The following is a 14049-nucleotide window of genomic DNA, read 5'->3' on the forward strand; positions in this document are numbered from 1 at the left end:
CTCATAGCATCACCCGAGGGTGAATCAAAAGTTTAAATTATGTTAATGAAATGATTCATTGCAGCTCTACTCTAGATTGCATGCTTTGTGCCAGCCAGCGTTAAAAATGCATAAAACAGGTTGAACAACCGTAAATCAATCACTTACAAGCTAACGCTATTCACATTAAATGCATAAATAGTGAATAAATATCTGAGGCTGCGGCATAAACGACAGATCAAACAGCGGAATTATGCAGCGATAAAATAAAATATTGCTTTTGTGATCCTGAATAACATTTGCTGTTAAAACAGGGCAAAACAGGCACAGTAAAAAGGCGAAGCGCATCAAAACAGTGCACGACGTGTCCTGACTGTTATAGGTTATTTTCTGTTTTCTGTTTCTGTTATAGCTATCATTTCTGTGGTTCACTAAACCCTCTTCTACACTTGTTGTGTTATCAGCAAGGACTTTCTCTTTGGAAGCTTAATAATGAACATCTCGAGGTGGCTATGTTCGGTTTAGACGCATTCGAACTGGCAAGGATACAATTTGCGTTTACGGTCTCTTTTCACATAATTTTTCCTGCAATTACCATTGGTCTTGCCAGTTTTCTGATGGTGCTGGAAGCGTTATGGCTGAAAACCCGCAATAACACCTGGCGCGACCTGTATCATTTCTGGTTGAAAATTTTTGCAGTGAATTTTGGTATGGGTGTGGTTTCCGGCCTGGTCATGGCTTATCAGTTCGGAACCAACTGGAGCGGGTTCTCCGCCTATGCGGGCAGCATCACCGGCCCGCTATTAACCTATGAAGTGCTGACCGCCTTCTTCCTGGAAGCGGGCTTCCTTGGCGTAATGATGTTTGGCTGGAATCGCGTGGGGCCGGGACTGCATTTCTTCTCTACCTGTATGGTGGCGCTGGGGACGCTGATGTCGACCTTCTGGATCCTTGCCTCCAACAGTTTTATGCATACGCCGCAGGGCTATGAGGTGCTTAACGGCCAGCTGATCCCGGCGGACTGGTTTAAGGTGATTTTTAATCCCTCTTTCCCTTATCGTCTGCTGCATATGGCAACCGCCGCCTTCCTCTCGACCGCCTTTTTTGTCGGCGCATCGGGCGCGTGGCATCTGTTGCGCGGTAACAAGAGCCCGGCAGTCAAACGGATGTTCTCAATGGCGATGTGGATGGCGCTGATTGTCGCACCTATCCAGGCCGGTATTGGTGATGCGCACGGCCTGAATACGCTGGAGCATCAGCCAGCTAAAATCGCGGCGATTGAAGGCCACTGGGAGAATACCCCTGGCGAGCCGACGCCGCTGATTCTGTTTGGCCTGCCCGATATGGAGGCGGAAGAGACAAAGTATGCGGTGGAGATACCGGTGCTGGGCAGTATTATCCTGACCCACAGTATGACCAAACAGATCCCGGCGCTGAAAAGCTTCCCGCCGGAAGATCGTCCTAACTCCACCATTATTTTCTGGTCGTTCCGCATTATGGTGGCGCTGGGCCTGTTGATGATTCTGGCAGGCGTCTGGAGCCTGGTGCTGCGCCTGCGTAAGCGGCTGTACGATCAGCGTCTGTTCCACCGTTTTGTGCTGCTGATGGGCCCATCCGGTCTGCTGGCGATTCTGGCCGGCTGGTTTACCACTGAAATTGGCCGTCAGCCGTGGGTCGTGTACGGGCTGATGCGTACCCGCGATGCGGTTTCTAATCACGGCACGCTGCATATGTCGATAAGTCTGTTGGCCTTTATTCTGGTTTACGCCTCGGTGTTTGGCGTGGGTCTGGTTTATCTGCTGAAGCTGGTCGCGCGCGGGCCGCAGCCGTTTGTCGATCATGCGCCGCAAGGTGGTCCGGGCACGCCCCGTACGCCAGCCCGTCCGCTCTCTGCCGCCGATGAGTCGCTGGATGAGCCTAAGAAAGATGAACTGGGAGGAATTAAATAATGGGTATCGATCTTCCGCTGATCTGGTTCATTATCATTGTGTTTAGCATTCTGATGTACGTGGTGATGGATGGCTTTGACCTTGGCATCGGTTTGCTCTATCCGATGGTGCGCGAGACTAAAGACCGCGACGTGATGATGAATACCGTTGCGCCGGTCTGGGACGGCAACGAGACCTGGCTGGTGATGGGAGGTGCCGGGCTGTTCGGCGCTTTCCCGCTGGCCTATTCGGTGATTCTGGATGCGCTGGCGGTGCCGCTGACGATTATGCTGATCGGGCTGATTTTTCGTGGCGTCGCCTTTGAGTTCCGCTTTAAGGCCACGGTGTCGCATCGCGGCTTCTGGGATAAGTCCTTTATCGCCGGTTCTTTTATCGCGACGTTTGCGCAGGGCGTGGTGCTGGGGGCGTTCCTCAACGGTTTTCCGGTGCAGGGACGAGAATGGAGCGGCAGCGTGTTCGACTGGATTACCCCGTTCAGTCTGTTCTGTGGGCTGGGTCTGGTGGTGGCCTATGCGCTGCTGGGTGCCAGCTGGCTGATTATCAAGACGGAAGGTCATCTGCTGCAAACCATGCGTAAGCTGGCACGTCCGCTGCTGCTGGCGCTTTTGGTGGTAATGGCGATTGTCAGCATCTGGACGCCGCTGACGCATCAGTCGATTGCTGACCGCTGGTTTACCACGCCGAATCTGTTTTTCTTCCTGCCGGTGCCGGTTTTGGTGTTGTTGGTATCATGGGCGCTGTGGCGTAACGCCTGGCTGCCGGATGCGCATTATGCACCTTTTATTCTGACACTGGTGCTGGTGTTCCTGGGCTTTAGCGGGCTGGGGATCAGTATCTGGCCAAATCTGATCCCGCCGGATATTACGTTCCGCGCGGCCTCTGCGCCGCCGGAGAGCCAGGGTTTTATGCTGGTTGGCGCGCTGTTTATTATCCCGCTGATTCTGGTGTATACCTTCTGGAGCTATTATGTGTTCCGCGGCAAGATCGACCCGAATCATGGCTACCATTAACAGGAGTATGCGATGGCAATTCAACGCATGACCGGGAAAACCACGAAGCAGCCGCTATGGCGGCGGTTGCTGTGGATGGTGATTATCTGGGGCGGCAGCGTGCTGGCGCTGTTTGTGGTGGCCAGTCTGTTCCGCGTGCTGATGTCCGCCGCCGGATTGAGAACCCATTAGTCCTCGCTACAGATTAATAAACGCCGCCTTCACTGAAGGCGGCGTTTATCTTCCCCCCTCTGCCTTCCTGGTTATTTTCTTTTACGCCTTTATGGTTTAAAAAAACATCAATGGCCTTTTGTTAGCCTTTCAGCAAAGTGGGAAACTGCTTCCCAACCTGGGGCCAACCATCATGAGTTTTAGCCTGCCCGGAACGGATCTTTATTACCTGCAGCATGATAATCTTGCCCCTGAAAGATACGAAGAAATTATCAGCCCCTTTTTAGCCTGGTCCCGCATCGTCAGCGAATACGTTTTTGATGACCGTCGGCCGCTGGACTTCCGACTTATCAACATGCAAAAACGTAATGTTTACGGTTATAGCCACACAACTCCACCGCATGGGCCACGGGAGCGGGTTTGACGGGGCGCAGCGAATTATCCGCGCATATAAAAATGCCGTAGCCCGCCGTGACGATCGCCGCAGAGGCGGCAAACCGCCCCCCACTGTTCTGTCTGCTCCACTGAGCAAAGAAAAGCAGCCTCCCTCACTCGGCACCATCAACAGTAAAATGGCGGGCCGCCTGCTGGCCGCTGGCGGCATTTACCACCAGAACCCGGAAATGTTCGCCGAGACCGCGCGCAGGCTGGGCGGCGACGCCGCAAAAGGTTTTGAACAGATCCTGAATGAACAGACGGCGGGCACCCTGGTGGCGCTCTCATCGGTGCTGATAGCGGGCAAAGCTTCTGTTACGGGCCGTCCCGCTGTTGGCAGCCTGCACGAGCTAAAGCATTATCTGGGGAAAACCAGAGGAGAAGCTAAACTGCTGCATAATATCGAAGTGATAAAAATGAACTACGTGCGGCGGGATCGGGCAGAACTGGCAATATTACGTCAGAGCTTTCAACGCGTAAAACCCAAATTTTATAAAATGCTGGCTGAGCATCCGGAAGCGAAAAAACGCTTTAATCAGCATGAGCTGGCAAAAATGGCAAAGGGGATACGCCCTGGCGAACAGTGGGAGATACATCATAAGTTTCCTCTGGATGATAGCGGTAACAATGATTTTAGTAACCTTGTGCTTATTCGGCGTGATTATGAACATTACATTTTCAATGCGGCGCAGAAAAGCATTACTCGTCAGATGAAGTCAGACGAGATAAAAGAGGTGTTATGGGTAATTCCTGTTGGCGTAGTTTATCCCTGAAGGTAAATAATATGGTTATCAGCAATAATCTAATTAACCAGTTAAAGCAGCTTGTCATGGAAAATGATGAAAGGCTGGCCCCGGCAATCGTTTTCCCGGACGATCTCTATGACTATAATTTTGGGCGTAAGATTGGTAAGGCGCCGCGCCTGTTTTGGGAACAATATAAAAATTTCGTTGAACATATGGACGGCATCAATATCGATGGCTGCAGAATTTACGGTATCGAAAACCACTTCAATTATGAAAATGACCTCTTTACCTTCAACGGCTTCCTGACAAAAATCGCATGTGAAGCCCCAGACACCATGATTGCGGAGGATTTTTATTGTATTGAAATTGGTGGTTCTTCGCTGGATACCTATACGTATGACATAAGAAGCAATAAGTGGGAATCACGCGACCAACAGCAATACCAGAACCTTTTTATCTCCTGCGATACGCTGGCAGAGTTTCTGCAGGCGGTGCTGGATGATATTCGCCAGCATGAATAATAAATTAGCCCGAAAAAGCCGCCAGCTATTGGCGGCTTTTTATCTGGCAGGAGTAAATGCCCGGCCTGACAGCCGGGGATTGTTGCTGGCAGGCGCTAATCTAACAGCAAAATCAGGGCTGCATAACATCAAAACGATCCGCTGGCGGTGCCTGTAGCGTCATCGGCGGCGTGACCTGCAGCGTGATCCAGTTAGAGGTCACGCGCTGCTGCTTACTGTCTTCCAGCGTTACCGACAAGCGATACTGATTGCTGGCTCCGGGCGAGTTGTCCCAGGCGGGCATAATCACTGTCCAGCCGTGCGGGCTGCGATTGTCCGGCGGCGGCGTCAGGCTCAGCGCCTGCGTATCGCCCTGCCAGCTCACGGCGGTAATGTCATTGGCGGCGCGAATCTGAAGTTTTAGCGCCAGCGCTTCACCTGAACTCAGCTGCCAGGGCGGCGTTGCCAAAAATACCGACAGCGTTTTACGCTGGCGAAACTCCAGCACCGGCGTGGTATTGCGCTCAACCAAATCGTAACGGCTGCCGCGCAGCGATCGTGCCTCGGCGACGTTATCGGCGGAGAGCTGCTTGCTCAGCGCTACACCGGGGCGATAGTTGATACGCATACCCAGCTGATCCTGCGACTGGCCGCTTTCACCTTCTTTATGCGAGGCGGTAAAGGTCAACAGCGGCACCGGGGTATAGTTGACCCCGACTTTCACCGCAACCGGGTTTTTCTCCAGGCTGCCGTTATTAAACAGATCCACCTGATTCCCCAGATATTGCTCCCAGGTTACCGAAACGCCCAGCTGGCGATAAAACGGCAGATAGCCCTGGGTCGTAATATCGTAGCCGCGCGCCATACGGTTTTGTTGAAGAGCACTGCTGTTGTGCCAGCCGCTAAGCGGCGTATAGTAATTTGCCGAGAGGCGCAGGAAATCGCTCCAGGCCTCGGTACCGAGCGAGGCACGCTGTAACCCTGAATCGAGTTGGCGATCCACCAGCGCGTTATAGCCGAGTAGCCAGTTGTGCGCTACCCAGCGCTGCCCCAGTCCGGCACTGCCTACCAGCCCATCATCAGTTTGCGTGACGCCCAGCTGTGAAAAGGTTAAATATTGATAGTTATCCTGCCAGGGAGTGAGCAACTGGCCGCCGCTGCCATTAAAGTTACCCTCCATATCCACCTGTAACGAAAGCTGCGCTGTGCCATAAGAAGAAAGCAGCGACTGCCCTTCATCCACCAGCCGCCCGGTAACCTCATCGCGCAAATGATTAAACGCCCAGACGCCTGCCTGTTGCCCAAAGGTCGCGTCGCTGGTGTTATTACTGGCTTCGCCAATGCTTTTGGCGATTTGCGCCAGGCGCGTGGAAAAAGCATCTTCTGACGATACATCGCCGCCAAGGCTGGGAAGACTCTCCTTTACAGCGCTAAAGCGCGCAGGATCGTTAAAGGGGGCGTCGGGCACCCTGCTTTCCGGCTGAAAAGCGTAGGCATAGCGGCTCAGTAACAGCGTGCCGGGCAACAGCAGCAAAAAAGTGGATAAAGTAACTCGATGTATTAATAACATAGCGGCGTCGGGGTTAACTTAAGCTGTCATCATGGGTGGCCGTAATCAGCGTGAATAAGCCTTTAGCTTAGCATAATTGTGAGCTGGATCATGATTTTCCCGACGCGTCATTAGTCCAAAAAGCGCGCTGTTATGAGCGTGAATGCCGTCATACCTCCCCTGAAGCCACTGTTGCGCATGTTGCTGCTTCCGCCGCCTGAGAGGCACGATAGAGCCTGACCACCTCACCCACGATAATGAGCGAAGGCGACAGCGGCTGATAGTGCGTGATGGTCATCGGCAGCTGGGCCAGCGTCGTGATCAATACACGCTGGTCATGCCGCGTACCGCGCTCAATCACAGCAACCGGGGTGTCAGCAGCGCGCCCGTGCTGACACAGCTGGCTACTGAGTTCCGCGCTCCAGGTAAGTCCCATATAGAACACCAGCGTCTGGCTGGCATCCTGTAAGCTCTCCCAGGCAAGGTGCGGCTTACCTTCTTTGCCATGACCGGTAATAAAGCGTACCGACTGCGCCATGTCCCGGTGCGTCAGCGGAATGCCGCAGGCGGCGGCACAGCCGGTCGCAGCCGTGATGCCCGGCACAATATCACAGGCGATGCCCGCCGCCTGCAGCTGCTGCATCTCCTCCCCGCCACGGCCAAAAATAAAGGGATCGCCACCCTTCAGCCTCACTACCTTGCGTCCGCTGTGGGCTAAATCCACCAGCAGCTGGCTAATCTGATGCTGTTTCATGCCGTGAAAACCTGGCGTTTTACCGACGTCAAGCGCCAGCGTGTCGGTGGGGATCAGTGCCAGCACCTCTTCGCTGACCAGCCGATCGTAAACCACCACGTCCGCCTCGCCGAGCAACCGCAGCGCCTTCAGCGTCAGTAGCTCAGCATCGCCCGGACCTGCGCCTACCAGCCAGACGCTGCCCTGCGGCTGATTAACGCCGCCGCTTAAAAGCCTGTTCAGTGCAGGTAACCGCTGTGTCATTCTGACCTCCCGCTTACCGCCTCAGCCTGCTGAGGGGCATGTTGTTCAATAAGTTTTTTCAGCTCCGGCAGGCAGGAGCCACAGTTGGTGCCACACTTCAGCTGCTGCCCCAGCGCCGCACAGCTTAACGCGCCCTGGCGGATCGCAGCGGTAATCTGCTGTTCGCCAACGCCAAAGCAGCTGCAGATGGTTTTGCCACGCGCTTCTCCCAGCACGGCGCGCCCCGCCAGCAGCGCAAAGCGTGACTCTGACGAAGCGGGCGGCTGCTGAAAAGCGGCGGCAATCAGGGCATCATCAGTTACCGGACGGCGCGCAGCGGCATAAAAGGCGAGCTGTATCTCGCCCCGCTCCCAGGCAATCAGGTGATAAAAAGCCTGTTCATCGCCCGCCTGCTGTAGCGTCCATTCCGGCTTTAACATTGTCTGCAGCCAGCGGCGTGGGTCGCCCTGGTGCGCCAGTGAAAAGCGGGCGATTCCGTCCGCTACCGGTATGCGGCACCACCAGTTAACGGCTGCTGGCGTGACGTTGTCACGTAGAAACAGCGTACCCTGCCAGTCACTCCGCCAGGGCTGAATGCGCACCGGGGTCTGTTTGCTCTCCGGCTGACCGGAGTGTTCGCAGCGCCAGGGCGCGACCAGCCGATCCACATTGCCCTCAGCGCAATACTGTTGATTCCAGTGCATCGGCACAAACAGCGTGCCCGGCGTTTGATCTTCCGTCAGGATAGCGCGCGTCAGCATCCAGCCATGCCGCGACTGAATACGCACCAGCGCATCGGGCCAGATGCCATAGCGCAGCGCATCATCAGGATGCAGTGCCACAAAGGGTTCGGAATAATGTTGCAGCAGACGCGGCACCAGGCCGGTGCGCGTCATGGTGTGCCACTGGTCGCGAATACGGCCAGTGTTCATCATTAACGGCCAGCTGCGGCTTACGGCAACGCGCGGTCCGGCAGGCGTTACCGGCAGCAGGCGCGCCTTGCCGTCGGGATGATAAAAACGGGGTGTAGTGAACAGCCGGGCGCACCCCTGCGGATAGTCACCGTTGACCGGCCACTGCAGCGGCTGCAGATCATCCCATTCATTGTTGCTGAGCTGCGCCAGTCCGCTGATATCAAAGGCGCGCCGTCCGTGGTTTTCAAAGCCGGAAAGTGCGGCATGTTCACGAAATATTTCCGCCGGGTGCTGCCAGCTAAATGCTGCGCCGTATCCCAGTCGCTGCGCGACCTGCGCCAGCATCCACCAGTCAGGGCGCGCTTCGCCCTGCGGCGGTATAAAGGCGCGCTGACGTGAAATGCAGCGTTCGGAGTTGGTCACCGTGCCATTTTTCTCACCCCAGGCCTGGGCCGGCAGCAGAATATCGGCAAAGGCGCTGGTATCGGTGGCGCGCATAACGTCAGAGACAATCACCAGCTCACAGCGCTGCAACGCTTGCGCCACGGCGTTGCCGTCCGGCAGCGAGACCGCCGGATTGGTACCCATAATCCAGACTGCCTTCACCTCGCCACGCCCAATCGCCTGAAACAGATCCACCGCCTTCAGGCCTGGCTGCGTCGCAACCCGATCGCTCTGCCAGAAGCGTTTTAGTCGATCGCTGTTTTCCGGAGTGAAGTCCATTTGCGCCGCCAGCTGATTTGCCAGCCCGCCAACTTCGCGTCCGCCCATGGCGTTGGGCTGGCCGGTCAGAGAAAAAGGCCCGCTGCCAGGCTGGCCGATCTTGCCGCTAAACAGGTGCGCATTCAGAATCGCATTGCACTTGTCGCTGCCGCTGGAAGACTGATTAATGCCCATGCACCACAGCGTTAATACCCGTTGATGCGCTGCAAACAGGCGATAAAATGCCTGGATATCCTGCTGCGGTAACTGACAGGTTTGGGCCACACGTTCAGATGTCCACCCGGCTGCGGCCGCCAGGGTTTCCGGCACCTGAGCCAGGTGCGGCTGCATAGCGCTGTCACCGTAGCCGCCCTGCGCCAGCCAGTGTAGCAGCCCGTTAAACAGCGCGCCGTCACTGCCCGGCGCGAGCGGCAGATGGAGATCGGCCAGATCGCAGCTGGCGCTGCGGCGCGGATCGATAACCACCACGCGCAGCGCCGGATTCTGCTGCTTCGCCTGCACCAGCCGCTGATATGCCACGGGGTGTGTCCAGGCCGCATTGGAGCCAGCCAGGACGATAACCTCAGCGTGAGCGAAATCTTCATAGCAGCAGGGAACCGCATCGGCCCCCAGCGCACGCTTGTAGCCGGTTACCGCCGAAGCCATACAGAGACGCGAGTTGGTGTCGATATTGCCGCTGCCGATAAACCCTTTCATCAGTTTATTGGCAACGTAGTAATCCTCGGTCAGCAGCTGGCCGGAAGCGTAAAACGCCACGGCGTCGGGACCATGCTGCTGAATAATCTTCTGTAACCGTTCGGCTACGCTATCCAGCGCGCTCTGCCAGGAGACGCGCCGCCCGTCCACCAGCGGCCACAGCAGGCGGCCCGCCGGGATAAGCGTTTCGGCCAGCGCCGCGCCCTTCACGCACAGACGACCCGCACTGGCCGGATGCTGCAGGTCTCCGCTGACATGCCAGCCCTGCGCGTCCGCCCTGATCTCTACGCCGCAGCCGACGCCGCAGTAGGGACAGGTGGTTTTCATGATGCCTCCGCCACGCTCAGCCTGCCCACTGCCAGCGGCTCACTGCCGACCAGCACCCGTCCGGACACAATACGTACCGGCCAGCAGCGCAGTTGCAAATCTGCGCCATCAAGCGCGATGCCGTCACGCAGGCGAAAACGCTGTTTATAAAGCGGTGAGATCACTATCGGCTCACCGGCAGCATCGCCCAAAATGCCACGCGACATTACGCTGGCGTTGGTGCCGGGTTCATTATCATCCAGCGCATAAATCACATCGTCAAAACGGAACAGCGCAATACGCTGACCGCCCAGCCGCGCGCCGATGCCCGCCTGCGGCGGAATCGCCTCCAGCGTGCAGATATCGCTCCAGGGCTCCTGTGGCAACGGCAACGTCCCGGTCTGCGGCGCGGTTGCCGGGCGGATTTGGCCGCGCTCCCGCTGCCACTGTAGCGTTTCATCCGGCTCATCGCTGTTCAGCGTGGCGCGGAACAGCCGCAGCCGATCCGGCGACGCCAGCGTGGTACGCCATTCGCACTGCCAGCTGTCGACAACCTGCTGCATCTCCTGCTCCAGCTCCGCGCCAATCCCCAGGCTGTCGTGGATCACCACTTCACGCAGGTATTCCAGCCCGCCCTCCAGGTTATCCATCCAGACGCTGGTGCGCTGCAGGCGATCGGCGGTGCGGATATAGAACATCAGCAGGCGATCGACATAGCGGATTAAGGTCTGCTCATCCAGATCGCTGGCGAAGAGATCGGCATGGCGCGGCTTCATGCCACCGTTGCCGCAAACGTACAAATTCCAGCCATTTTCCGTGGCGATCACGCCAATATCCTTGCTCTGCGCCTCGGCGCATTCTCGGGTACAGCCGGACACCGCCATTTTGATTTTATGCGGCGCGCGCAGCCCCTTGTAGCGATTCTCCAGCTGGATGGCAAAGCCGGTAGAATCCTGCACGCCATAGCGGCACCAGCTGCTGCCGACGCACGATTTAACCGTTCGCAGCGACTTTCCATAGGCGTGGCCGGTTTCAAATCCGGCATCAAGCAGCGCCTGCCAGATGGCGGGCAGCTGATCCAGCGCCGCGCCAAACAGATCGATGCGCTGACCGCCGGTGATTTTACTGTAGAGATTAAAGCGCTCAGCAACCTGACCGATGGCAATCAGCCCCTGCGGCGTAATCTCGCCGCCGGGAATACGCGGCACCACCGAGTAGCTGCCATCTTTCTGTATATTAGCGAAGTAACGATCGTTGGTCTCCTGAAGCGGCAAGTGCTGCGGTTTCAGCAGATAATCGTTCCAGCATGAAGCGAAAATCGAGGCGGCCAGCGGCTTGCAGATTTCACAGCCGTGACCACGGCCATGCTGTGTCAGCAGCTGTTCGAACGTTTTGATCCGGCCCACACGCACCAGGTGATAAAGCTGCTGACGCGACCAGGCGAAATGTTCACAGACATCTTTCCTGACCTCAACGCCCTGTGCTGCCAGCTGATGCTCCATCACCTGTTTGACCAGCGCACTACAGCCGCCGCAGCCGGTGGCGGCTTTGGTAACGCTTTTCAATGAGGCCATGTCTCCACAACCGTTGCTGACCGCATGGCAAATATCGCCTTTGCTGACGTTATGGCAGGAGCAAATTTGCGCGCTCTCCGGCAGCGCCGCTACGCCCAACGCTTTTGTTGGCGCACCGGACGTGCGCGGCAGGATCAGGCTTTCCGGCTGAGGCGGCAGCGGAATAGCATTCAGCATCATCTGTTGCAGCTCGCTGTATTCGCTGCTGTCGCCTACCAGCACCGCCCCCAGCAGCCGTTTGCCATCGGCAGAGACCACAATTTTCTTGTAAATCTCCTGCGGGCCGTTGGTCCAGTGGTAGCTTTGACTGCCTTCGCTGCGCCCATGCGCATCGCCCAGCGAGGCAACGTCCACGCCCAATAGCTTTAGTTTGGTGCTCATATCCGCGCCGGTGAAGGCGGCCGGTTCATCTGCCAGAGTGCTGGCCAGCACACGCGCCATCTGATAGCCTGGCGCAACCAGGCCAAATATCTGCCCCTGCCACAGCGCACATTCGCCAATTGCCGCAATGTCCGGATCGCTGGTGCGACAGCCGTCGTCGATCACAATGCCCCCGCGCGGTCCCAGCGTGAGGCCCGCCTCGCGTGCCAGTTCATCACGCGGGCGAATACCGGCGGAAAACAGCACCAGATCGCTGTGCAGCGTACCGCCATCGGCAAAATGCAGCCGCAGCGAGCCATCCGCCAGCGTTTCAATTTCACGCGTTTCGGTGGCGGTATGCACCGTAACGCCCAACGCTTCGATTTTACGCCGCAGCATCTGCGCGCCGCCTTCATCCAGCTGCACCGCCATCAGACGCGGGGCAAACTCCACCACATGCGTTTCCAGGCCCAGGGTTTTCAGCGCGTTGGCCGCTTCCAGCCCCAGCAGACCGCCGCCGATCACGACGCCGCGACGGGCACTGGCAGCGCGTGCCCCGATCGCATCCAGATCGGTTAAGGTGCGATAGACAAAGCAGTTGTCCGCGTCAAAGCCCGGAATCGGCGGTACGAAGGCGTAAGAGCCGGTGGCGAGCACCAGCCGATCCCAGGCCATCTCGCGCCCGCTGCTGTCACGTACGCAGCGACGCTGGCGATCGATATGGGTGACCTTTTCGTGACAACGTAACTCGATATCATGTCGGGTAAAGAAATCTTCACTGACCAGCGACAGCGCCTGCGCATCGCGCCCGGAGAAGTAGTCGGAAAGGTGTACGCGATCGTAAGCGCTGTGCGGCTCTTCGCCATAAACCACCAGCTGATAGCGCAAATGCAGCTGCTTATTTACCAACTGTTCAAGAAAATAGTGGCCAACCATGCCGTGACCTATTACCACCATAACCGGTTTGTTCATCGCTTTACTCTCCGCAGCCTCAGACTGCCTGTCAGGATAGGTGAAGCCAAACAGCGCGCCCTCAGTAACGGGAGCGCTGCGTTGCAGATGTTGCAGCAGCGAGGCTGCCGCTGAGGTATCGCCATAAAGGATCGCGCCGGTGAGTTTGCCGTCGCGCAGTACCAGTCGCCGATAGTGCTGGCTGAGCGGATCGCTGGCGGTCAGCGACCGGCTGCCGGGCGCGCTGCCGGTCTCGCCAACGCTAAAGATGTCGATGCCGGTGACTTTTAATCGGGTGCCCTGCGCCTGAGGGTGAAAATCGGCAATGGGCATGTCGGCCAGCTGATGCGCCAGAACTTCTGCCTGCGCCAGGCACGGTGCCAGCAGGCCAAACGTTTCCCCGCTGATTTCACAACATTCGCCCAGCGCCCAGATGCCCGGAAGCGCACTGCGCAGCTGGCGATCCACCAGAATGCCCTGAGCGCAGGGGATCCCGGCTTTACGTGCTACGGCGATCGCGGGCTGCACACCGATGGCAATAACCACATCAGAGGCAGGCAGCGTTTCACCACTGGTTAAAGTGACACTGTCACTATGAATGCACCTGATACCTGCGCCAGGACGGCAGCGGATGCCACGCTGCGTCAGCGCCTTTGCCAACAGGCCGCCGGCGGTTTCATCCAGCTGGCGATCCAGCAGCCAGCGATGACGATGCACCAGCGTGACTTCGCGACCGCGCAGACGCAGCGCCGCCGCTGCCTCTATCCCTAACAGTCCTCCGCCCAGCACTACCACCGGCCCATCCAGCGCCAGCATTCGTTCCACATCACGCAGGGTGCGGAAGCCGCCGACATGCGGCTGTTCAATGCCGGGGATCGCGGGCAGACGCGGCTCGGCGCCGGTGGCAAATACCAGCCGATCCCAGTTCAGCCTGCGCCGTTCCGTGGTCAGCTGGCGCTGTTGTACATCCACTGCCAGCACCTTCTCTCCTGCCAGCAGGCGAATGCCCTGCTGCTGATACCATTCCGGCGCGTGGATAAGCGTGTCCTGAAAACTTTTTTCACCGCCCAGCACCGGCGAAAGCTGGATACGGTTGTAATTGCCCTGCGCCTCGCTGCCGATCACCGTGATGCGATAGCGTTCGGGTGCCAGCTGCAGCAAGGTTTCCACCATCCGCATTCCCGCCATGCCGTTACCGATAACCACCAGATGTTCAGGCATTGCTGACTCC

At 57.4% G+C, this 14049-nt stretch carries 10 protein-coding genes; 6 read left to right on the plus strand and 4 right to left on the minus strand.

All coding sequences use genetic code 11. From position 1 onward, the window contains the following. Positions 1-491: 491 nt before the first annotated feature. From B1H58_RS18350 to B1H58_RS18370, 6 genes are all read left to right on the plus strand, one after another. A complete protein-coding gene (locus tag B1H58_RS18350) occupies positions 492-1928 on the plus strand; it encodes a cytochrome ubiquinol oxidase subunit I (RefSeq protein ID WP_085071878.1) in 1437 nt (478 codons plus the stop codon). After that, on the plus strand, positions 1928-2938 hold the full coding sequence (gene cydB, locus B1H58_RS18355) for a cytochrome d ubiquinol oxidase subunit II (protein WP_085071879.1): 1011 nt from the start codon (positions 1928-1930) through the stop codon (positions 2936-2938). Before B1H58_RS18350 ends, cydB begins: the two co-directional genes overlap by 1 nt. A gap of 12 nt (positions 2939-2950) precedes the next feature. Then, positions 2951-3109, plus strand: coding sequence for a DUF2474 domain-containing protein (locus tag B1H58_RS18360; RefSeq protein WP_418304131.1), 159 nt, complete (start codon positions 2951-2953; stop codon positions 3107-3109). Positions 3110-3281: 172 nt separating this feature from the next. After that, entirely contained in the window at positions 3282-3512 is a 231-nt protein-coding gene (locus tag B1H58_RS21375) for a DUF8093 domain-containing protein (protein ID WP_472462601.1), read from the plus strand. Next, positions 3457-4296, plus strand: a complete 840-nt coding sequence (locus B1H58_RS18365; protein ID WP_237172429.1) for an HNH endonuclease signature motif containing protein — start codon at positions 3457-3459, stop codon at positions 4294-4296. Before B1H58_RS21375 ends, B1H58_RS18365 begins: the two co-directional genes overlap by 56 nt. A gap of 11 nt (positions 4297-4307) precedes the next feature. Beyond that, positions 4308-4790: a YrhA family protein gene (locus B1H58_RS18370; protein ID WP_085071880.1), complete on the plus strand. Its 483-nt coding sequence runs from the start codon at positions 4308-4310 to the stop codon at positions 4788-4790. Positions 4791-4902: 112 nt separating this feature from the next. On the opposite strand, the gene B1H58_RS18375 is transcribed toward B1H58_RS18370, so the two are convergent. The 4 genes from B1H58_RS18375 to nirB form a co-directional block, all read right to left on the minus strand. Continuing rightward, entirely contained in the window at positions 4903-6339 is a 1437-nt protein-coding gene (locus B1H58_RS18375) for a YchO/YchP family invasin (protein WP_085071881.1), read from the minus strand. 148 nt (positions 6340-6487) lie between these two features. Continuing rightward, positions 6488-7315 carry a uroporphyrinogen-III C-methyltransferase gene (cobA, locus tag B1H58_RS18380; protein ID WP_085071882.1) on the minus strand — a complete coding sequence of 276 codons (828 nt, stop codon included), beginning with the start codon at positions 7313-7315 and terminating at the stop codon, positions 6488-6490. Then, complete coding sequence (locus B1H58_RS18385) at positions 7312-9954, minus strand: nitrate reductase (protein WP_085071883.1); 2643 nt, start codon at positions 9952-9954, stop codon at positions 7312-7314. The genes cobA and B1H58_RS18385 overlap by 4 nt, the downstream gene beginning before the upstream one ends. Beyond that, entirely contained in the window at positions 9951-14039 is a 4089-nt protein-coding gene (gene nirB / locus B1H58_RS18390) for a nitrite reductase large subunit NirB (RefSeq protein WP_085071884.1), read from the minus strand. Before nirB ends, B1H58_RS18385 begins: the two co-directional genes overlap by 4 nt. Positions 14040-14049: the final 10 nt, after the last annotated feature.

It is taken from the genome of Pantoea alhagi (genome assembly GCF_002101395.1).
In the GTDB taxonomy this organism is placed as follows: domain Bacteria; phylum Pseudomonadota; class Gammaproteobacteria; order Enterobacterales; family Enterobacteriaceae; genus Mixta; species Mixta alhagi.